Source organism: Kitasatospora sp. NPDC001539, assembly GCF_040298565.1.
Taxonomy (GTDB): Bacteria; Actinomycetota; Actinomycetes; order Streptomycetales; family Streptomycetaceae; genus Kitasatospora.
In genome coordinates this window covers 24,237-44,397 of record NZ_JBEPAK010000020.1, presented here as the reverse complement: position 1 = coordinate 44,397, position 20,161 = coordinate 24,237, and the positions used below count along the sequence as shown (strand labels likewise).

General features: G+C 74.0%; 16 protein-coding genes. 9 read left to right on the top strand and 7 right to left on the bottom strand.

The features are described 5' to 3' along the window. Positions 1–276 precede the first annotated feature (276 nt). Positions 277–1,566: an MFS transporter gene (locus ABT247_RS06315; RefSeq protein ID WP_350738790.1), complete on the top strand. Its 1,290-nt coding sequence runs from the start codon at positions 277–279 to the stop codon at positions 1,564–1,566. A gap of 199 nt (positions 1,567–1,765) precedes the next feature. On the opposite strand, the gene ABT247_RS06310 is transcribed toward ABT247_RS06315, so the two are convergent. Beyond that, positions 1,766–2,302 carry a GNAT family N-acetyltransferase gene (locus ABT247_RS06310; protein ID WP_350738778.1) on the bottom strand — a complete coding sequence of 179 codons (537 nt, stop codon included), beginning with the start codon at positions 2,300–2,302 and terminating at the stop codon, positions 1,766–1,768. A 53-nt stretch (positions 2,303–2,355) separates the two neighbouring features. On the opposite strand from ABT247_RS06310, the gene thpR reads away from it, so the two are divergent. Further along, a complete protein-coding gene (gene thpR, locus ABT247_RS06305; RefSeq protein WP_350738775.1) occupies positions 2,356–2,943 on the top strand; it encodes an RNA 2',3'-cyclic phosphodiesterase in 588 nt (195 codons plus the stop codon). A gap of 203 nt (positions 2,944–3,146) precedes the next feature. Here the strand turns inward: thpR and serC are convergent, their stop codons facing one another. Together serC and ABT247_RS06295 are read right to left on the bottom strand one after the other, a co-directional pair. Continuing rightward, a complete protein-coding gene (serC, locus tag ABT247_RS06300) occupies positions 3,147–4,265 on the bottom strand; it encodes a phosphoserine transaminase (protein WP_350738772.1) in 1,119 nt (372 codons plus the stop codon). A gap of 162 nt (positions 4,266–4,427) precedes the next feature. Further along, the gene (locus ABT247_RS06295; protein WP_350738769.1) at positions 4,428–5,528 is read right to left on the bottom strand and encodes a citrate synthase 2; all 1,101 of its coding nucleotides are present in this window, start codon (positions 5,526–5,528) and stop codon (positions 4,428–4,430) included. A gap of 416 nt (positions 5,529–5,944) precedes the next feature. Here ABT247_RS06295 and pdxH point away from each other — a divergent pair, with 416 nt between their 5' ends. From pdxH to ABT247_RS06275, 4 genes are all read left to right on the top strand, one after another. Next, positions 5,945–6,577, top strand: a complete 633-nt coding sequence (pdxH, locus tag ABT247_RS06290) for a pyridoxamine 5'-phosphate oxidase (protein ID WP_350738787.1) — start codon at positions 5,945–5,947, stop codon at positions 6,575–6,577. A 254-nt stretch (positions 6,578–6,831) separates the two neighbouring features. Then, on the top strand, positions 6,832–7,023 hold the full coding sequence (fxsA, locus tag ABT247_RS06285) for an FxSxx-COOH cyclophane-containing RiPP peptide (RefSeq protein ID WP_350738766.1): 192 nt from the start codon (positions 6,832–6,834) through the stop codon (positions 7,021–7,023). Positions 7,024–7,060: 37 nt separating this feature from the next. Then, complete coding sequence (locus tag ABT247_RS06280; protein ID WP_350738763.1) at positions 7,061–9,463, top strand: FxsB family cyclophane-forming radical SAM/SPASM peptide maturase; 2,403 nt, start codon at positions 7,061–7,063, stop codon at positions 9,461–9,463. Between the two features lie 15 nt (positions 9,464–9,478). Continuing rightward, positions 9,479–10,249, top strand: a complete 771-nt coding sequence (locus ABT247_RS06275; RefSeq protein ID WP_350738760.1) for an AAC(3) family N-acetyltransferase — start codon at positions 9,479–9,481, stop codon at positions 10,247–10,249. A gap of 80 nt (positions 10,250–10,329) precedes the next feature. Here ABT247_RS06275 and ABT247_RS06270 read toward each other — a convergent pair whose 3' ends face one another. Both ABT247_RS06270 and ABT247_RS06265 read right to left on the bottom strand, forming a co-directional pair. Then, positions 10,330–10,890, bottom strand: coding sequence for a GNAT family N-acetyltransferase (locus ABT247_RS06270; protein ID WP_350738758.1), 561 nt, complete (start codon positions 10,888–10,890; stop codon positions 10,330–10,332). A gap of 138 nt (positions 10,891–11,028) precedes the next feature. Further along, entirely contained in the window at positions 11,029–11,226 is a 198-nt protein-coding gene (locus ABT247_RS06265) for a DUF397 domain-containing protein (protein ID WP_350738755.1), read from the bottom strand. 196 nt (positions 11,227–11,422) lie between these two features. Between ABT247_RS06265 and ABT247_RS06260 the strand changes: the two genes are divergently transcribed. The 3 genes from ABT247_RS06260 (at position 11,423) to ABT247_RS06250 (ending at position 18,059) form a co-directional block, all read left to right on the top strand. Then, positions 11,423–13,027 carry a TIR-like protein FxsC gene (locus tag ABT247_RS06260; protein ID WP_350738752.1) on the top strand — a complete coding sequence of 535 codons (1,605 nt, stop codon included), beginning with the start codon at positions 11,423–11,425 and terminating at the stop codon, positions 13,025–13,027. Next, positions 13,024–17,031 carry an FxSxx-COOH system tetratricopeptide repeat protein gene (gene fxsT / locus ABT247_RS06255; protein WP_502892392.1) on the top strand — a complete coding sequence of 1,336 codons (4,008 nt, stop codon included), beginning with the start codon at positions 13,024–13,026 and terminating at the stop codon, positions 17,029–17,031. The genes ABT247_RS06260 and fxsT overlap by 4 nt, the downstream gene beginning before the upstream one ends. Before the next feature lie 65 nt (positions 17,032–17,096). Next, on the top strand, positions 17,097–18,059 hold the full coding sequence (locus ABT247_RS06250; protein ID WP_350738748.1) for a 2-hydroxyacid dehydrogenase: 963 nt from the start codon (positions 17,097–17,099) through the stop codon (positions 18,057–18,059). Positions 18,060–18,074: 15 nt separating this feature from the next. On the opposite strand, the gene ABT247_RS06245 is transcribed toward ABT247_RS06250, so the two are convergent. Both ABT247_RS06245 and ABT247_RS06240 read right to left on the bottom strand, forming a co-directional pair. Next, positions 18,075–18,929 carry an alpha/beta fold hydrolase gene (locus ABT247_RS06245; protein WP_350738781.1) on the bottom strand — a complete coding sequence of 285 codons (855 nt, stop codon included), beginning with the start codon at positions 18,927–18,929 and terminating at the stop codon, positions 18,075–18,077. A gap of 22 nt (positions 18,930–18,951) precedes the next feature. Beyond that, the gene (locus tag ABT247_RS06240) at positions 18,952–19,860 is read right to left on the bottom strand and encodes a DUF4231 domain-containing protein (protein WP_350738745.1); all 909 of its coding nucleotides are present in this window, start codon (positions 19,858–19,860) and stop codon (positions 18,952–18,954) included. Positions 19,861–20,161: the final 301 nt, after the last annotated feature.

Here is a 20,161-nt window from a genome sequence, read left to right as displayed (position 1 = left end):
GCGACGGCCGCCACCACGGCCGTCGCGCCGCGAGGGGAGACCACCGTGACACCGCCGGCCGCAGCCAGCGCCGCCGCCATCCGTACCGACGACCCGACCACCGACCCCGCCGCGGCAGGCCCCGCGGCCGCCGACGCCCAGGCCCCCGCTCCGACGGGACTGCCCGGCAACGGCGACGACGACCCCGACGAACGCACCGCGGCGGACGACCCCGCCGCTCCCGGCCGCTCCGCGGCCCCGTCCCCCACAGGCGCCCGCTTCACCAGGCCCGGGGGGATGTTCTCCTCCCTGCGCGTCCGCAACTACCGCTACTACTTCGCCGGCCAGGTGGTGTCCAACACCGGCACCTGGATGCAGCGGATCGCCCAGGACTGGCTGGTGCTGAGCCTCACCGGCAGCCCGCTGGCCGTCGGCATCACCACCGCCATGCAGTTCCTGCCGATGCTGCTGCTCGGCCTGTTCGGCGGTGTGCTCGCCGACCGGATGCCCAAGCGCCGACTGCTGATCTACACCCAGGGCACCATGGGCCTGCTCGCCGCCGGCCTGGCCGTGCTGACCGTCAGCGGCATCGTCACGCCCTACTACGTGTACGCCTTCGCGCTGCTGCTCGGCCTGGTCACCGTGGTGGACAACCCGACCCGGCAGGCCTTCGTCTCCGAGATGGTCGGGCCCAAGGACCTCGCCAACGCCGTCAGCCTGAACGCCGCCAACTTCCAGACCGCCCGCCTGGTCGGCCCCGCCGTCGCGGGCCTGCTGATCGCCGCGGTCGGCAGCGGCTGGGCTTTCGCCGTCAACGCGCTGTCCTTCGCCGCCGTGATCGGCGGGCTGCTCGCCATGCGGGAGGGCGAACTGCGCCCGACCGAGCCGATCGCCCGCGAGAAGGGCCAGCTGCGCGAGGGCCTGCGCTACGTGAAGGAGCGGCCCGAGCTGCTCTGGCCGATGGTGCTGGCCGGGTTCATCGGCACCTTCGGCTTCAACTTCCCGACGCTGCTGTCCGGTTTCGCCTACGACACCTTCAAGGTGGGCGCCGGGCAGTACGGCCTGCTGAACACCGCGATGGCGGTCGGCTCACTGGCCGGCGCGCTGCTCGCCGCCCGCCGGGGCGCGCCGCGGCTGCGCCGCCTGGTCGGCGCGGCCCTGGGCTTCGGGCTGCTGGAGGTCGTCGCGGCCTTCGCGCCCGACTACTGGACCTTCGCGCTGCTGCTGACGCTGATCGGCGTGTTCGGGCTGAGCTTCAACACCTCGGTCAACTCCACGCTGCAACTGGCCACCGACCCCGAGGTGCGCGGCCGGGTGATGGGCCTGCTGGTGCTGGTCTTCACCGGCGGCACCCCGATCGGCGCCCCGATCGTCGGCTGGGTCACCGCCTCGTACGGGCCCCGGCTGGGCCTGCTGGCCTGCGGCGTGGTCTCCGCGCTGGCGGCCGGCGCGGTCGGCCTGGCGCTGGCCCGCAGCGCGGACCTGCGGGTGCGCTTCGACCTGCACCCGGGCCGCGGCGGCCGGGTGGTGGCCGTCGTGCCGCGGACCCGCGCGGCGAGCAAGGCGGAGCTGGCCCCGGCCTGCTGACGGCTGCGGCGCGGCCGTGCCGGTGGTGACGCCCTGCTGGTCGTGACGCCGTGCCGGTGGTGGCGCCGCACTGGTCGCGATGCCCTGACGCCGTGCCGGTGGTGGCGGCCGAGACCGTCGTCCTGCCGACCCCCGGGGCCCGCCCCGGGGGTCCTCTGCGGTCCGGGCCGGGGCCCGAGGGGCGCCCGGCGGCGCCGGGTCAGAGCCGGATGGCGAGCACCTGGCCCGGCCAGACACCGGTCGGCTGCTCGACCTCGAAGCTCTCCGTCTCGGTGAAGCCGAGCGCCCGGTACTGGGCGACCAGTCGGCGGTCGGCGCCGGCGTAGCAGTCCACCCGCAGCAGGCCGATGCCGCGCCGGCGGCCCTCCTCGACCGCGTCGGCGATCAGCGCGGCGCCGATGCCCGAGCCCTTGCGGCTGCGGTCGGTGACCAGGTTGCGGACGAACAGCTCGCGCTCGTCCACGGCGGGCACGTACCGGCCGCGCTCCTCGGAGAGCACGCAGGAGCCGACCGTACGGCCCTGGTCGTCGACGGCGAGGCGGATCAGGAACGGCTCGGCGCCGTACTGCGCGATGTGCTCCGCGCGGGCCGGGTCGGTGGAGAAGGGCCGGTCGCCCCACTGGCCGGTGCGGCCCTGGTCGGCCAGCCAGGCCACGGCTCCGTCGAGCAGGGCGAGGATGTCGGGGACGTCCTCGGGACCTCCGGTGCGGATCTTCACGCCGCTTGAATCGATCATGAACCCGTTCTAGCCCAGGTTCGGGGGCGTGGGAAGAGCGGGAGGATGGGCCCATGAGATTGTTCACGGCGGTCCTGCCGCCGATCCCGGCACTCCAGGAGCTGGCCGACGCGGTCGCCCCCCTGCACGGCCTGCCCGGGGCCGACCGGCTGCGGTGGACCTCCGCCGCCGGCTGGCACCTCACCCTCGCCTTCCTCGGCCAGGTGCCGGCCGAGCGGCTGCCGGAGCTGGAGAGCGGTCTGGCCGCCGTCGCCGAGGTGCACCCGGCGCACCGGCTGCGGATCGCGGGCGCCGGCCGGTTCGGCGACCGGGTGCTCTGGGCCGGGGTGGAGGGCCAGACCTGGGCGCTGCGCAGGCTCGCCGAGGCGGTCACCGGGGCCGTCGCCGAGTTCACCGGGGACACCGACGCCTTCGGCTTCCACCCCCACCTCACGCTGGCCCGGGCCGGCTCCCACCGCGGTCACCGGCGGGCCGTCCAGCGGGTCGCGGCGGCCGAGCTGGACACGCTGGCGGCGGCGCTGGCGCCGTACTCGGGTCCGGAGTGGGAGGCCGTCGAGCTGCACCTGATGGAGAGCCGCGAGGAGGGCGGCGCCGTCCGCTACGAGTCACTGCGCTCCTGGCCGCTGGCCGACTGGAGCTGAGGGCGCCGGTCGGCCCGGGTGTGAGCCGGAGGTACGCTCGTTGACCGTGGATCCCAAGACTCGTATGCGCATCGTCTCCGGCACCCTGGTGCTGCTGCTGGTCATCGTGCTGATCAGCTCACTCGTCAACCGGTAGGCCGGACACACGCAAGGGCCACCGCCCGCAGGCGGTGGCCCTCAGCCGTGCCGGCGTCCGGGTGCGGTCAGAGCTTCTCGACCACGTAGTCGATGCACTGGGTGAGCGCCTCGACGTCCGCCGGGTCGATCGCCGGGAACATCGCGATGCGCAGCTGGTTGCGGCCCAGCTTGCGGTACGGCTCGGTGTCCACGATGCCGTTGGCACGCAGTGCCTTGGCGACCGCGGCGGCGTCCACCGACTCGTCGAAGTCGATGGTGCCGACCACCTGGGAGCGCTCGGCCGGGTTCGCCACGAACGGGTTGGCGAAGGAGGACTTCTCGGCCCAGCCGTACAGCCGGGAGGAGGAGTCGGCCGTACGGGCGACGGCCCAGTCCAGCCCGCCGTTGCCGTTCAGCCACTCCAGCTGGTCGGCCAGCAGGAACAGCGTGCCGATCGACGGGGTGTTGTACGTCTGGTCCTTCGACGAGTTGTCGATGGCCGTCGGCAGCGAGAAGAACGGCGGGACGTACCGGCCGGAGCCGGCGATCTCGGCGGCGCGCTCCAGCGCGGCGGGGGAGAAGGTGGCCAGCCACAGGCCGCCCTCGGAGGCGAAGGACTTCTGCGGGGCGAAGTAGTAGACGTCGGTCTCGGTGATGTCCACCGGCAGGCCGCCGGCGCCCGAGGTGGCGTCCACCAGCACCAGCGAGCCCTCGTCCGCGCCCGCCGGGCGCCTGATCGGCATCGCGACGCCGGTCGAGGTCTCGTTGTGGGTGAGGCCGTAGACGTCCACGCCGGCCTCGGCGACCGGCAGCGGGTGGGTGCCCGGGGCGGTCTTGATCACCGTCGGCTCCGCCAGCCACGGCGCGGCCTTGACGGAGGAGGCGAACTTCGAGGAGAACTCGCCGAAGTCCAGGTGCTGGGACTTCTCCCGCACCAGGCCGAAGGCGGCGATGTCCCAGAAGGCGGTGGAGCCGCCGTTGCCGAGGACGACCTGGTAGTCGTCCGGCAGCGAGAAGAGGCTGCTCACGCCCTCGCGCACGCGCTTGACCAGGTTCTTGACCGGGGCCTGGCGGTGCGAGGTGCCGAGCAGGGAGGTCTGGGTGGCGGCGAGCCCACTCAGGGCCTCGGGGCGCACCTTGGACGGTCCGCAGCCGAAACGGCCGTCTGCGGGCTTGATGTCAGCGGGGATCTGGATCTGAGCCACGCGGGCAGCCTACCGGCCGGGGGCCGGCCCCGGGTACGCCCGTCCGCCGGCTGAGACTGCGGTCCCGGCTCTCCGCCGGGCGCCGACAGCGGGCCCGGTCGAGGCCGGACCCGCTGGTCAGAGGTGGTGTGCGGCGGCAGCACGGCCGTCCGCCGGACGCGCTCAGTGGGCGATGGCGTCCCAGCCCTCGATCTCCTCGGGGCGGCGCGGGCCGGGGCCCACGTAGCGCGCGGAGGGGCGCACGAGGCGACCGGTGCGCTTCTGCTCCAGGATGTGCGCCGACCAGCCCGCGGTACGCGCGCAGGTGAACATCGAGGTGAACATGTGCGCCGGGACCTCGGCGAAGTCCAGCATGATGGCGGCCCAGAACTCGACGTTGGTGGCCAGCACGCGGTCGGGGCGGCGGTTGTGCAGCTCCTCCAGCGCCGCCTTCTCCAGCGCCTCGGCGACCTCGAAGCGCGGCGCGCCGAGCTCCTTGGCGGTGCGGCGCAGCACCCGGGCGCGCGGGTCCTCGGCGCGGTAGACGCGGTGGCCGAAGCCCATCAGGCGCTCGCCCTTGTCCAGCGCGTTCTTGACCCACTTGACGGCGTCGCCGGTGCGCTCGATCTCCTCGATCATGCCGAGCACGCGGGAGGGCGCACCGCCGTGCAGCGGGCCGGACATCGCGCCGACCGCGCCGGAGAGCGCGGCCGCGACGTCGGCGCCGGTGGAGGCGATGACGCGGGCGGTGAAGGTCGAGGCGTTCATGCCGTGCTCGGCGGCGGAGGTCCAGTAGGCGTCGACGGCCTTGACGTGCTTCGGGTCCGGCTCGCCCCGCCAGCGGATCATGAACCGCTCGACGACCGTCTCGGCCTTGTCGATCTCGCTCTGCGGGACCATCGGCAGGCCCTGGCCGCGGGCGGACTGGGCGACGTACGACAGCGCCATCACCGCGGCGCGGGCGAGGTCGTTGCGGGCCTCCTCGGCGGAGATGTCGAGCAGCGGCTTGAGGCCCCAGACCGGGGCGAGCATGGCGAGCGCGGACTGGACGTCGACCCGGATGTCGCCCGAGTGCACCGGGATCGGGAAGGGCTCGGCGGCCGGCAGGCCGGGGTTGAACTTGCCGTCCACCAGCAGGCCCCAGACGTGGCCGAAGGAGACGTGGCCGACCAGGTCGTCGATGTCGACGCCGCGGTACCGCAGCGCTCCGCCTTCACGGTCGGGTTCGGCGATCTCGCTCTCGAACGCGACGACTCCCTCAAGCCCGGGTACGAAGTCGGACATACGACGGCTCCTTCAGCTCTGCGATCGGCGCTTCACCGTGGTGGGGCGGCGCGCCAGTGACCGAATCGTGGTTGGCACTCCGTGCCAGAGTGACAGGCACGGGGTGCATTGCGCCATACACCACCGTGGTGATGTTTCCCGCAGGCCCGCTTGACTTCTCCGTCAAGGGTCGGTCGTGCCCGGGAGACCCCCGGAACCAAACACCCGGTTCCGGACAATTCCCCCTGTGACGGACGGCCAAGCGGTGGCGAGACACCTTATCCCCGACTGCGGTTCGTCCGGAGGTAGCGGCCCGGCCGCTTGTCGTACGGGATGATGTTGGCGTGCAGACCCCGGAACGCGCCCAGCCGACGCCCCAGAGCCCCGCCAACCGGACCCCGGCCGACGTGGCCCGCCCCGGTCCGGACCTCGCCGTGATGCGCAGGCACTACGTCCACGAGGGCCTGGTCGAGGAGCAGCTCGCGCCCGAGCCGATCAGCCAGTTCACCCACTGGTTCCACGAGGCGGACGACGCCGGGGTGCTCGAGCCCAACGCCATGGTGCTCTCCACCGCCGACGCCGACGGGCGGCCCAGCTCGCGCACCGTCCTGCTCAAGGGGTACGACGCGCGCGGCTTCGTCTTCTACACCAACTACGGTTCCCGCAAGGGCTCCGAGCTCGCCGCGAACCCGTACGCCGCGCTGCTCTTCCCGTGGATCTCGCTGGCCCGCCAGGTGATCGTCCAGGGGCCGGTCGAGAAGGTCGGCCGGGACGAGACCGCCGCCTACTTCCGCACCCGCCCGCACGGCTCCCAACTCGGGGCCTGGGCCAGCGAGCAGTCCAGCCCGGTCAGCGGCCGCGACGTCCTCGAGCAGCGCTACGCCGAACTGGAGCGCCGCTACCCGGAGGGCGAGGGCGTGCCCGTCCCGCCGTTCTGGGGCGGCTACCGGGTGGTCCCGGAGGTCGTCGAGTTCTGGCAGGGGCGCGAGAACCGCCTGCACGACCGCCTCCGCTACCTCGCCGACCCGACCCGGCCCACGGGGTGGCGGGTGGAGCGCCTCTGTCCGTGACCGGGCGCGGACCGACCGCCCGGTGGGCTCGGGGCCCGGCCCGGCGGGCGGTCCATGCGCCGGTCAGGTGCCTTCGCGCGACCGCCGAACAGGTGAACTTTCGGCGAGACTTCGCAGTACGAAGGGGGTAACGGGCAGGTAGTGCCGTGGAAGGGAGCGCTGCGGCTCGCACGCCCGCAGTACCCTTGCGACCAAGCCGACGTGTATACCCGGCTCTGCTTCTCTCTAACCCCCATCGTGGAAGAGAATCGAACATGACACCCGCACTGGACACCACGCCCCACACGGAACTGACGGAGCCTCAGGCGATCGGCAGTGGCGAACGGCCCTCGCTCGCCGACCTCGCCCAGCTCGGCGCCGAGGAGCTCTCGGCGAGGATCCGGCGAGCCCTCCCCGACACCGGAGCGGGTGCGGTGCCGGTCGCGGCCTTCAACTCCTCGATCTGATCGGCCGACCCGGCGGCCGAGCAGGATCCGACCGACCATGAAGCCGACGCCCCGGCCCTTCACCCAGTTCGTGGTGAAGGTCCACAGCCGGTGTGATCTCGCCTGTGACCACTGCTACGTGTACGAGCACGCCGACACCAGTTGGCGGCGGCGCCCGAAGGTCATCGGCCGAGAAGTCCTGGACGCCGTCGCCGAGCGGATCGGCGAGCACGCGGCGGCCCACCGGCTGCCCGTCGTCCGGGTCGTCCTGCACGGGGGAGAACCCCTGCTCGCCGGCCCGGACCGGCTGCGCCACGCCGCCGAGGCGCTCCGGGCGGCCCTGCCGCCCGGCTGCGCGCTGGACCTGCGCATCCACACCAACGGCGTCCAACTCTCCGACGCCTACTGCGAGCTGTTCGCCGAACTGGACGTGAGGATCGGCATCTCGCTCGACGGGGACCGCGCCGCCAACGACCGCCACCGGCGCTTCGCCGACGGCCGCAGCAGCCACCCCATGGTCCTGCGGGCCGTCCAACGGCTGCGCCGACCCGAGTACCGGCACCTGTTCGCCGGGCTGCTGTGCACCGTCGACATCGAGAACGACCCGGTCGCGGTGTACCGGGCGCTGGCCGAACTGGCGCCGCCCGCCGTCGACTTCCTGCTGCCGCACGCCACCTGGGAGGAACCGCCGAAGCGCGTGGCGGGCAGCGGTGGCACCCCGTACGCGGACTGGCTGCTCACCGTCCACGCGCTGTGGGAGGAGGACGGGCGGCCGTTCGCCGTCCGGACCTTCGAATCCGTGCACCGGACACTGCGTGGGCTCTCCAGCCTCACCGAGTCCCTCGGACTGGAGCCCTCCGACCTCGTCGTGCTGGAGACGGACGGCAGCTTCGAACAGGCGGACAGCCTCAAGACCGCGTACGACGGCGCGCCGGAGACCGGGCTCGACGTCTTCTCGCACAGCCTCGACCAGGTGGCGCTGCACCCCGGCATCGCCGCCCGGCAGACCGGCACGGACGGGCTGAGCCCGACCTGCCGCGCCTGCCCGGTGGTCCGCTCCTGCGGTGGCGGCCTCTACGCCCACCGGTACCGGGCGGACAACGGCTTCGACAACCCCTCGGTCTACTGCGGCGACCTCATGGCGCTCATCAACGGCATCGCCGGGAAGGACAGTCCCGTGTCAGTACCCGCACCGGGCGGCGAACCGCCACTGCCGCCCACCGCCTTTACCGCCGCCCTCACCGCGGCGCAACTCGGCGAGCTGGCCCGCGGGCACGGCGGCGAGGACACCGTACGGGCGCTGTCCCGCGCGCAGTCGGCGCTCACCCGGGCGATGCTGGCCGCGGCCTGGGACGCCTCCGGAAAGGGCCGGGCCGAGGCGTGGGCGCTGCTGTCGGAGCTGGACGTCGCGGCGCCCGCCGCCGTGGACGCCGTGCTGGCGCACCCGTACGCGCGGGCGTGGGCCGCCCGGCGGCTCGCCGGGGACCTGTCGGTCGGGCTCGGCGGGCTGGCGGCGCTGGCGGCGGCGGCGGCGGTGCGGGCCGGGCGGGGCGACGCCGTGCCGGTGCCGGTCCGCGGCGGATGGCTGCACCTGCCGACGCTGGGGCGGATCGCCGTGCCGGACGGGGAGGCGGTGGTCACCGGACGGGCGGACGGGTTGGAGGTGCGGGCCTCCGACGGGGCGGTGTTCACCGCGCTGGACCAGCCGCTGCGGCGGATCCGGCTGGCCGGCGGGTGGACGGTCGCGCTGGAGGACCTCGACCCGCTGCGGGACAGCCACGACCACCCGGTCACCGGCCGGCTGTCGGACGGCGAACTGCTCGGCTGGACGGGCGCGTTGCGCGAGGCCTGGGAGCTGCTCGGGCGGGACCTGCCGCAGTACGCGGAGGGCATCCGGACCGGACTGGCCACGGTGACCCCGCTGCGGCCCGGTCCGGACGGCCGGGACGTCAGCTCGGCGGCCCGGCAGGCGTACGGGGCGGTCGGCATCGCACGGCCCTCGACGGCGCCGACCCTGGCGCTGCTGCTCGCGCACGAGTTCCAGCACGTGAAGCTGGGCGCCGTCCTGGACCTCTTCGACCTCCACGACCGGGCCGACGACCGGCTGTACTTCGCGCCCTGGCGGCCGGATCCCCGACCGCTGGAGGGACTGCTCCAGGGCACCTACGCGCACCTGGCGGTGACGGAGTACTGGGGCACGCGCACGGCCGCCTACGACGGGCTGCCGGGCGAGGCGGCGGACCGGGCACGGGCCCGGTTCGCGCTCTGGCGGCGGTACACGGCGGAGGCGGTGGAGCGACTGGTGGAGTCGGGCGCGCTGACACCGCTCGGCCGGGGTTTCGCGGACGGCATGCGGGAGAGCCTTTCCCCGTGGCTCGCCGTACCGTTGCCGGCCGCGGCCGAGCGGGATGCCGAGCGGGCGCGCCTGGAGCGAGGGCCGCTGAAGCCCGCCGAGGCCTGATCCGAAGGAGTGGCCGTGACGTCCGTCTCCGCACTCGCCGACGGTTTCGCCGGACTCGGGGTCCGCCCCGGGACGGTGCTGCACGTCCAGGCGTCGCTACGGGCGCTCGGGCCGGTGCCGGGCGGGGCCGGGGGCGTCGTCGACGCACTGCTCGACGTGCTCGGCCCGGACGGCACGTTGGTGGCCTACACCGCCACCCCGGAGAACTCCTCCACCTCGCGGATCCACCAGGAGGCCGTCGCCGGGCTTTCCCCGGCCGAAGCCGAGGCGTACCGGGCGCGGATGCCGCGGTTCGACCCGGCCACCACCCCGGCCTCCCCGACGATGGGCGCGCTCTCGGAGGCCGTCCGCACCCGTCCGGGCGCGCTGCGCAGCGGCCACCCCCAGACCTCCTGGGCCGCGCTCGGCCCACGGGCGCAGGAGATCACCGGCCGCCACCCGCTCACCTCCCACCTCGGCCCGGACTCCCCGCTCGGGCGGCTGTACGACCTGGACGCCCGGGTGCTGATGATCGGCGTCCCGATGGCCAACTTCACCGCCTTCCACCTCGCCGACCTCAGGCTGCCCGGCGTCCGGCTCCGGGAGTACCGCTGCGTCGCACCGCAGGGGTGGGTCGCCTTCGAGGCCCCCGACCTGGACGACGTGCACTTCGCCGAACTCGGCGGCCACGTCCTCGCGGCCGCCACCGGCGTCACCACCGGGCGCGTCGGCGACGCCGACTGCCGGCTGGTGCCCGTCCGGGAGGCCGTCGACCTCGCCGAACGGATCCTGCGCGCCCGCGCCTGAGCCCGCTGCGCCGCACCTGACCGGAAAGCAGCACGCCCTCCCCGGGGCGGCCGTCCCGGCTACCGGCGCTGTCGCCCCGGCTACCGGCGCTGCTGCCACTCGGCCCGGGTGAGCCGGTACTCGACCTCGCCGTGCTCGGAGCCGGGGATCGGGTCCGGCCAGTCGCCGGTGAAGGTGCGCAGGAACGACAGGCCCGACTTCTCCATGACGCGCCGGGAGCGGGTGTTCACGGCCATGGTGTTCGCGGTGACCCGCTCCACGCCGAGGTCGGTGAAGCCCTTGTCGATCAGGTGCCGCGATCCCTCGGTGGCGTGGCCCCGGCCCCAGGCCGCCCGGTTCAGCCGGTACCCGAGCTCCACCACGGCGCAGCTGTGCTCGTCGAGGGGGCGGAACTCGAACCAGCCCAGGAACGTCCCGGTGCCCCGCTCCTCGGCGGCCCAGAAGCCGCGGGTGCCGAGGCACGGGTAGTCGTGGAGGAGGCGCGGCAGGACCGCCGTCCCGATTTCCTCCCGGCTGGTCGGCGCACCGCCGTTGATGAAGCGCATGACCTCGGGGTCGTTGTCCAGCGCGAAGAGGTGATCGGCGTCGGCCTCGGTGAACGGGCGCAGCACGAGCCGCTCGGTGCGGAGGAAGGCGTGCATGCCGAGATCTTCGCCGCCCGCCGCCGGACGCGCCACGGGATATCCGGCGTCCTGCGGCGGTGGACCGGCGGTGGACCGGCGGTGGACCGGCGGTGGACCGGCGGTGCATCGGCGGCGGCGGGCGGCGCTCTCCGCGGCTCAGAGCCCGACGAAGTGGTCGAACTCGCCGTCCTTGGCGCCGAGGATCCAGGCGTTCAGCTTGGTGCGGGTGGTGGTGACGACGCGGGTGGGGTCGGCGGACTCGCGGATGTAGACGAGATCGCCCTCGGAGGCGATCTCCAGGCAGTTGGGCTGGTCGCTGCTGAAGGTCGAGCGTTGCCAGTCGAGGTGGTCCATGGGCGGCTCTCCTGATCGTCCGGGGTGGCCGGAACGAGGCTACTGCCGGAGGGCGGGGGCAGCGGCATCGTTTCGGTCATGTCAATTCGTGCGAGACGTTGTGCTATTCCATTGGGGCGTCAGTCGTTCCTACACTGAGACCCCGCGCACGGGGGCTGCGGGAACCAGGTTGCCGACGGGCCCGGGGGAGGCGCGTGTGAACGACCGTGGCTGGGACGAGGACGACGCCCGGCCGTACTTCTTCCTCTCCTACGCGCACACCCCGAAGGCCGGCGCCCGTGGTGCCGGTGACCCCAACCACTGGGTGCGGCAGCTGTACCGCGACCTGTGCGAGGCGGTGCTCCAACTCACCACCGTCCCGGCCGGGGTGCCGGTCGGCTTCATGGACGAGTCCATGCACCAGGGCGAGTTGTGGGCCGACCGGCTGTCCGAGGAACTGGCGACCTGTCGGGTGTTCGTACCGCTGTACTCCCCCCGGTACTTCAACAGCGTGCCGTGCGGCCAGGAGTGGCACGCCTTCACCCGCCGTCCGGTCTACCCGGCGACCATCGACTCGGAGCGCACCAGCGGAATCGTCCCGGTGCTGTGGGCGCCGATGAGCCGCTACCGCCTCCCCACGGTGGCCAGTGAACTCCAGTTCAACCACGCGAGTTTCGGGCCCGACTACGCCACCGAGGGCCTCTACGCGCTGATGAAGCTCAGCTACTTCCGCGCCGCCTACGAGCTGGCCGTGCACCGGCTGGCGGCCCGGATCGTGCAGGTGGCGGAGGAGACGGTGATCCCGGTCGGCCGGCGGCTGGACTTCAACGGCCTGCCCAGCGCCTTCAACGTCACCGCGCCGACCAAGCAGCTGCGGATCTCCGTCCTCACCTACCACCAGGGCGAGTTGCCGCCGGACCGCAACCCCGACTTCTACGGCGCCAAGCGGACCGACTGGCACCCGTACCGCCCGGTCGGCTCGCCGATCGCCCAGCACGCGGTGCGCCTCGCGCGGCAGTTGGGGTTCCAGCCGACCGTCCACGAGTTCGACGACGAGGTCGAGTCGATCATCGAGGGCAACGCCGAGGCCCCCGGACTGCTGCTGCTGGACCGCTGGGCGCTGCGCGACCCGCGCCGGCGCGAGCTCGTCCGCCGCTTCGACCGCTGCGACGCCACCTGGGTGAGCGTGCTGGAGCCCTGGAACACCGACGACCCGGAGTGCGACCGGGGCGGCCGCGAGCTGGTCGAGCTGAGCGACCAGACCCTGCGGATCACCCGGCGTGCGAGCCGGCCGAGCTTCCTCGGGGTGACCGGCCCGACCGGGCTGAACACCCTGGAGGACTTCGACGACGCGCTGCCCCGGGCGGCGATGAAGGCCAAGTACGCCTTCGAGGGCCGCACCAGGACCGAACCGGAGGAGCCGCCGAGGCCCCGGCCGAGCCTGCGGGAGGCCTTCCGGCGCCCGAGCGGCTACGGCCCGGAGGGGCCGGACGGCCCGGACGGCCCCCACGGCCCCGAAGGGCCCGGCGGGCCCGACGGCCCGCGCCGGCCGACCGGCCCGGTCGGCCGGAACGGCCCGCACCGCCCGCGCGGGCCGTACGACGCGCAGGACCGGTACGACGCGCAGGACCCGTACGACGCGCAGGACCCGTACGACTCGCAGGACCCGTACGGCCGGAACGGCCCGCACGGCCGGAACGGCTTCGAAACAGGCGGCCACCGCGTCGACTCCTTCGGCCCGGACCCGCACGACCCCGACCGTGACGACGGCGATGACCCCGATGACGGGATGGCGCCCCTGGGAGGACGAGGACACCGATGAGCGAGAACCGCACCAGGAACCTCCGCCTCGGAGGACTCACGTCCGCCGAACTCGCCGCCCAGCGCGAGGCCGAGCAGCGGGCCGCCGAGCAGGACCGCAACGGCCGGATCATCACCTTCTACTCCTACAAGGGCGGCACCGGCCGCACCATGGCGCTCGCCAACACCGCCTGGATCCTGGCCGCCAACGGCTTCCGGGTGCTCACCGTCGACTGGGACCTGGAGGCGCCCGGCCTGGCCAAGTTCTTCCACCCCTTCCTCGACCCCGCCTCGCTGGCCGGCACCACCGGGATGATGGACCTCATCGCCGAGTACCGCGAGGAGGCGCTGCGCCCGGTCGAGCACGCCGAGGGCTGGCACCTGGACTTCGCCCGGGTGAGCCCGCACGCGATCTCGCTCAGCTGGCCGCACTTCCCGGCCGGCGGCAGCCTGGACTTCCTCTCCGCGGGCCAGTTCAACCGCGACTACTCCGAGGCCGTCACCCACCTCGACTGGGACATCTTCTACGACCGGTTCGACGGCGGGCAGTTCTTCGACGCGCTCAAGGCGGACATGGCCAAGCGCTACGACTACGTGCTGATCGACTCCCGCACGGGCCTGTCCGACATCGCCGAGATCTGCACCGTCCAGATGCCCGACGACCTGGTGGTCTGCTTCACCCTCAGCGACCAGTCCATCGACGGCGCCTCCCGGATCGCCCAGCACATCCACGACCGCTACCGCGAGCGCGGCATCCGCATCCTGCCCGTCCCGATGCGCATCGACGAGGGCGAGAAGGAGAAGGCGGACGCCGGCCGGGCCCTCGCCCGGGTCCGCTTCGACGGCCTGCCGGCCGGCCTGACCGGCGAGGAACTCGCCCAGTACTGGGGCTCGGTGGAGATCCCGTACCGGCCGTTCTACGCCTACGAGGAGATCCTCGCCACCTTCGGGGACCAGACCGGGACGCCCACCTCGATGCTGGCCGCCTGCGAGCGGCTCACCGCCGTGATCACCGAGGGCCGGGCCACCGGGCTGCCCCCGGTGGACGAGGAGGTGCGGCTGCGCTACGTGGACGCGTTCACCCGCCGCCGCCCGTCCGTCCCCGCCGACCTCTACCTGTCGTACGTGCCCGAGGACCGGATGTGGGCGGACTGGATCGAGTCCGTCCTGACCAGGGCCGGCTTCCGGGTGCTGCCGCGCGACCTCAGCGCCGGCACCGACCCGCGCGAGGAGACCGAGCGCGGGATCGACTCCGCCTACCGCACCGTCGCCGTGCTCTCGCCCGCCTACCAGCGCTCCCCGCAGGCCCGGGCGTTGTGGGAGTCGGTGGTCAGCTCCGACCCCTCCGGCACCCGGCGCCAGCTGCTGCCCGTCCGGGTCGGCGACGTCCGGCTCACCGCGCCGTTCAGCAACCGCAACCCGGTGGACCTGGTCGGCCGCGACGAGACCCAGTCGATCCAGAGCCTGCTGCGCGCGCTCGGCCGCGGCGACGCCGCGCTCGGCGACGCCCCCAGCGGCGGTCCCCGCTTCCCCGGGAGCAAGCCCGCGGTGTGGGACGTCCCCCCGCGCAACCCCTCCTTCACCGGTCGCGCCGCCGTCCTGGAGCAGCTGCGCAACCAGCTGCGCGGCGGCATGGCCGCCGTGCTGCCCACCCCGCAGACCCTCTACGGGCTCGGCGGCGTCGGCAAGACCCAGGTGGCGCTGGAGTACGCCCACCGCTTCATGTCCGACTACGACCTGGTCTGGTGGATCGACGCCGAGCAGACCGAGCTGGTCGCCCCGGCGCTGGCCGAACTCGCCCGCCGACTGGGCCTGCGGGTCGGCGACTCCGTCACCGAGGCCGCCGAGGCCGCCCGGGAGGCGCTGCGCCGCGGCGTGCCCACCTCGCGCTGGCTGCTGATCTTCGACAACGCCGACGAACCCGCCGAGATCCGCCGGTTCTTCCCCGGCGGCTCCGGCCACATCCTGGTGACCTCCCGCAACCAGGCCTGGACCGGGCACGCCGAGGCGCTGGAGGTCGACGTCTTCACCCGCGGCGAGAGCGTCGAGCACCTGTCCCGGCGCGCCCGAAGCCTCTCCCGCGCGGACGCCGACCGGGTCGCCGAAGCCGTCGGGGACCTCCCGCTGGCCGTCGAGGTCGCCGCCGCCTGGCTGGACACCACCGGCACGCCGGTGGACACCTACGTCGCCCAGCTGCACGCCGAAGCGGCCCGGGCGCTCGCCGTCGGCCGCCCCGCCGACTACCCCACCCCCGTCGCCGCGACCTGGAACGTCTCGATAGGGCGACTGCGCCAGCAGTCCCCGGCGGCGGTGCGACTGCTGCAGCTGTGCGCCTTCTTCGCGCCCGAACCGATCTCCATGAACCTCTTCTACAGCGACCAGATGATCCGGGCGCTGGTGAGGTACGACGCCGACCTGCGCGACAAGTTCATGCTCGGCAAGGTCATCCAGGCGATCGGCCGCTACGCGCTGGCCAAGGTCGACGCCGGCAGCAACAGCTTCCAGGTGCACCGGCTCGTCCAGGCGGTGATCCGGGCCGGAATGACCGACGAGGAGCAGGAGATCGCCGTCCACGAGGTGCACCGCATCCTCACCGGCGCCCGGCCCGTCCTCGGCGACACCGACGACCCGGCCAACTGGCCCGCCTTCGACGAGATCTGGCCGCACCTGTCGCCCTCCAAGGCGCACAACTGCGACGAGGCGGACACCCGGCAGCTGCTCATCGACCGGGTCCGCTACCTGTGGAAGCGCGGCGAGCTGGACCGCGCCCGCGACCTCGGCCACGCCCTGGACGCGGAGTGGACCAGCAAGCTCGGCGAGGACGACCGGCAGACCCTGCTGCTGCGCTTCCAGCTCGCCAACGTGCTGCGCTCCCAGGGCAACTACGCCGAGGCGCTGGCCCTGGACGAAGCGACCCTGGAGCGCCAGCGGGCGCTGCTCGGCGAGCACCACCCGTACACCCTGATGACGGCCGGCTCGCTCGGCGCCGACCGCCGCGCGCTCGGCCGGTTCCAGGCCGCGCTGGACCTCGACCAGGAGATCCTGGAGCAGTTCAGGGAGCTGTTCGGCGACGACAACCCGCGCACGCTCTCCATGGCCAACAACCTGGCGATCGACTACCGGCTGGTCGGCAACAGCGAGGCCGCCCGCGAACTCGACCAGGAGACCCTCGACCGGCGCACCGCCGTGCTCGGCCCCAAGCACCCGTACACCCTGTCCACCAAGTCCAACCTCGCCCGCGACCTGCGCGAACTCGGCGACTACCGCGGCTCGGTGGAGCTGCTGCAGGAGGTCACCTCCGACCTCGGCGACGTGCTCGACCCGGACCTCCCGGAGAACCTGCGCAACGCCAAGTCGCTGGCGGTCTCGCTGCGCCGGATCGGCCAGCTCGCCGAGGCGCGGCGGATCACCAAGGAGACCTACGAGCGCTACCTGGAGCGCTACGGCGCCGACGCCCCCGACGCGCTGGCCTGCGCCCTCAACCTCGCCGCCGACCACAGCGCCTCGGGCGACAAGGAGGCCGCCCGGGACCTCTGCGCCACCGTCTACGAGGGCCACCGGCGGCTGTTCGGCGACGAGCACCCGTTCACCCTGGCCTGCGCCAACAACCTCGGCATCTACCTGCGCGGCAGCGGCGACGTCCAGGGCGCCATCGAACGCGGCCGGCTCACCGTCGAGGGACTGACCCGATCCGTCGGGGCGGACCACCCGTACACCCTCAACGCGGTGATCAACCTGGCCAACGCCTACGGCGACGCCGGGCAGACCGAACTCGCCGAGGAACTCGGCCGGGCCGCGTACGCGGGCCTGTGCGCACGGTACTCCCCGCAGCACCCCGACGCGGTGGCCTGCGAGGCCAACCTGGCGATCACCCTGCGCGCGGCCGGCCGGCACACCCAGGCCGCCGAGCTGCGCGCCCGGGCGATCGCCGAGCTGATCCGGCAGTTCGGCGAGGAGCACCCCAACACGGTGTCCGCGCGCGGCTGGAAGCGGATCAACCGGGACCTGGAACCGCAGCCGGTGTAGGCGGCCGACGGGGGCGGGGTACGCTGCGCCGTGTGCGAGCGCAGCGAGCGAACGGAGAGGTGCGCATGGACACCCCGCCCCCCGTCCTGGTCACCCGGCGCCTCGCGCCCGGCGTCCTCGAACGGCTCACCGCCCGGTACGCCGTCACCTGCCGCGACACCGACGAGGAGATGGACCGCGCCGAGCTGCTCGCCGCCGTGCGCGGCCGCCGGGCCGTCCTGACCACCCTCAACACCCGGGTGGACGCCGAGTTCCTGGACGCGGCCGGCCCGCAGCTGGAGATCGTGGCCAACCACGCCGTCGGCTACCACAACATCGACGTGGCCGCCTGCGCCGAGCGCGGCGTGGTCGTCACCAACACCCCCGGCGTCCTCACCACCGCCACCGCCGAGACGGCCTGGGCGCTGCTGCTGGCCGCCACCCGCCGGCTCGGCGAGGGGGAGCGCCTGCTGCGCTCGGGCACGCCCTGGACCTGGGGGCCGAACTTCCTGCTCGGCCTGGAGCTGGCCGGCACCCCGCTGGGCGTGCTCGGCATGGGCCGGATCGGGCAGGCGGTGGCCCGCCGGGCCCGCGCCTTCGAGATGCCGGTGAGCTACCACAACCGCCGCGAACTGCCGCCCGAGGAGGCCGAGGGCGCCGAGTGGAAGCCGCTGGAGGACCTGCTCGCCACCTCCACGGTGCTGGTCGTCACCTGCCCGTGCACCGCGGAGACCCGGCACCTGCTGGACGCCCGCCGACTGGCGCTGCTGCCGCGCGGCGCGGTGGTGGTCAGCATGACCGCCGGGGTGGTGGACGAGGAGGCGCTGGCCGCCGCGCTGGAGTCCGGGGCGCTGTTCGCCGCGGCCGTGGACAACTTCGAGCACGAGCCGGACGTCCCCGCCGCGCTGCTCGCCCAGGAGCGCGCGGTGCTGGTCCCGCACCTCGGCAGCGCCACCGTCCGCACCCGGCAGGCGATGGGCGGCCTCGCGGTGGACAACATCACGGCCGTCCTGGACGGGCGCGGACCGCTCACCCCGGTGAAGGCCTGAGCGGGGCCGGCGAGGCTAACCCGCGGCCCAGGCCAGGGCGGTGGTCATCACCCGGAACGCCCCGAAGTGCGCGGCGCCGGGCTCCAGGAAGAGCTCCGCGCCCGGGATGTGGTCCGCCAGCCAGCGCGAGTGGTCGACCGGTGAGAACTGGTCGTCGGCGCCGTGCCACAGCCAGGTCGGCACCCGGATCGAGTCGACCTCGAAGCCCCAGTCGGCGGTGAACGCCAGCATGTCGTCGATCCAGCCGTCCGCGCCGTGCCGGAACGCCTCCCGGTAGTTGCTCTGCAGCATCCGGCGCAGGCCGCTGTCACCGACCACCTCCCGGTCGGCGGCGGAGAGTTCGGTGCGCAACCCGTTCAGCAGCCGGACCGGGTCGTCCTTGATCTGGCGGGAGCGGAACTCCATCGCGTCGGCGATCCGGCCGTGCCCGCGGTCCGCCTCCCGGTAGGCGCGGACGTTGGACGGCGTCATCCCGGCGTACCAGTCCAGGCCGGCCGCGTTGCGCGGCGCCAGGCCCACCAGCACCGCGACCCGGGCGACCCGCTCCGGCAGCAGCGCAGCGCAGGCCAGCGCGTGCGGGCCGCCGCCGGAGCGGCCGAGCACCGCGAAGCCGTCCAGCCCCAACTCGTCGGCGATGGTGCGGACGTCGGCGGCCGCGTGGGAGACCCTGCGGCCGAACAGGCGGGTGGAGTCGCCGTACCCGGGCCGGTCGTAGGAGATCAGCCGCACGCCCAGCCGGTACAGCACGGTGCTGCGCGGGTGCGGGCCGACCCTGCTCCCCGGCATGCCGTGCAGCAGGAACACCGGACGGCCGCGCGGGTCGCCGAGGGACTCGACGGCGAGGGCGCGACCGTCCGCCGTTTTGACCATCCGTAACGCCACGCGTTCCTCCTCAGTGCTCCCGGTCCGTGGTGGTGCGCACCTCCCGGCGGGCCTGCCAGGTGGTGTGCTCGCGGGACACCGCGTCCTCGGCGTCCCGGGCCAGCCGGGCCCAGATCTCCTCGGCGTCCGCCGACTCGACGTCCAGACGGGCGAGTTGGCTGCGGATCAGCTCCAGCTCGTCGGCCGCCAACGCGTACGCGGCGGCCAGCGGCCGGTACTGGCGCAGCTGGGCCCAGGCGGTGACCGAGGCGGCCACCGCCGAGACGGTGCCCAGCGCGTCGTAGGTGAACGCTCCGAGCGCCCGCAGCACCGCCAGCACCAGGCCCAGCGCCGGCAGCAGCACACCCAGCACACCGGCCCAGTACCCGGCCCGGGCGCAGTAGCGGGCCTTGCCGCGGTACCAGTCCTGCTGCACCCTGATCCGCTCGTTCAGGTACACCTCGCGGCGCACCGCCAGCGGCTGGGCGCGCAGCCGGCGCATGGCCTCGGTGATCCCGGCGGCCTCCACGCCGCCGGTCGGGACGGCCACCGGGCCGTCCCGGAAGGCGCCGAGCACCCGGGCGAGCTGGTAGCGGTAGAGCCCCTCGGCGTCCGGCAGGCTGCGCGGCGGAGGCCGGTAGGCGTCGGCCCGGACGGCGAACTTCCAGGCCAGCGTCTTCACCGACTCGGCGGCGGCCCGGCCCTGGTACCAGAGGCCCTCCGGGTTCTGCCGGCTGATCACCACCGCCAGCACCACCGCCCCCAGGTAGGCGCCGGCCGCCGGCCAGGCCCAGGGCTCGCCGTCGGCCGAGCCGGTCGCGGCGGCGGCCAGCAGCAGGAGCAGTTCCCAGGCGGAGAGCAGCACCGCGCGGCGCTGGCCCCGCAGCGAGGCCGCGTCGGCGGCCCAGAAGAACTCGGGCAGCAGCTCGCGCTCGCGCACCCACCCCGTCCGTTCCGCCCCAGACGCCATGCTCGGCCCCCACCCGTCGCTCCGGTCGCACCGCTGTCCTGCCCCGGGCGCCTTCCCGGTACGCCTCGCCGGCCCCCGGGCCGCCCGCAATGGCCGGGAAGCCCCCGGTGGTTGTCCGGTACGGCGCGTGTTCGGGCGTACACCCAGGGTGTGCGCGGGTGGCGGGCCGGCGGCCGTGGCGGCGGCGCCCGGGCAGGTGCCCCGGCAGGTGCCGGTGGGCGCCGGCGGATGCCGTCAGTCGCCGCAGTGGCCGCCCCGGTGGCCGCCGCAG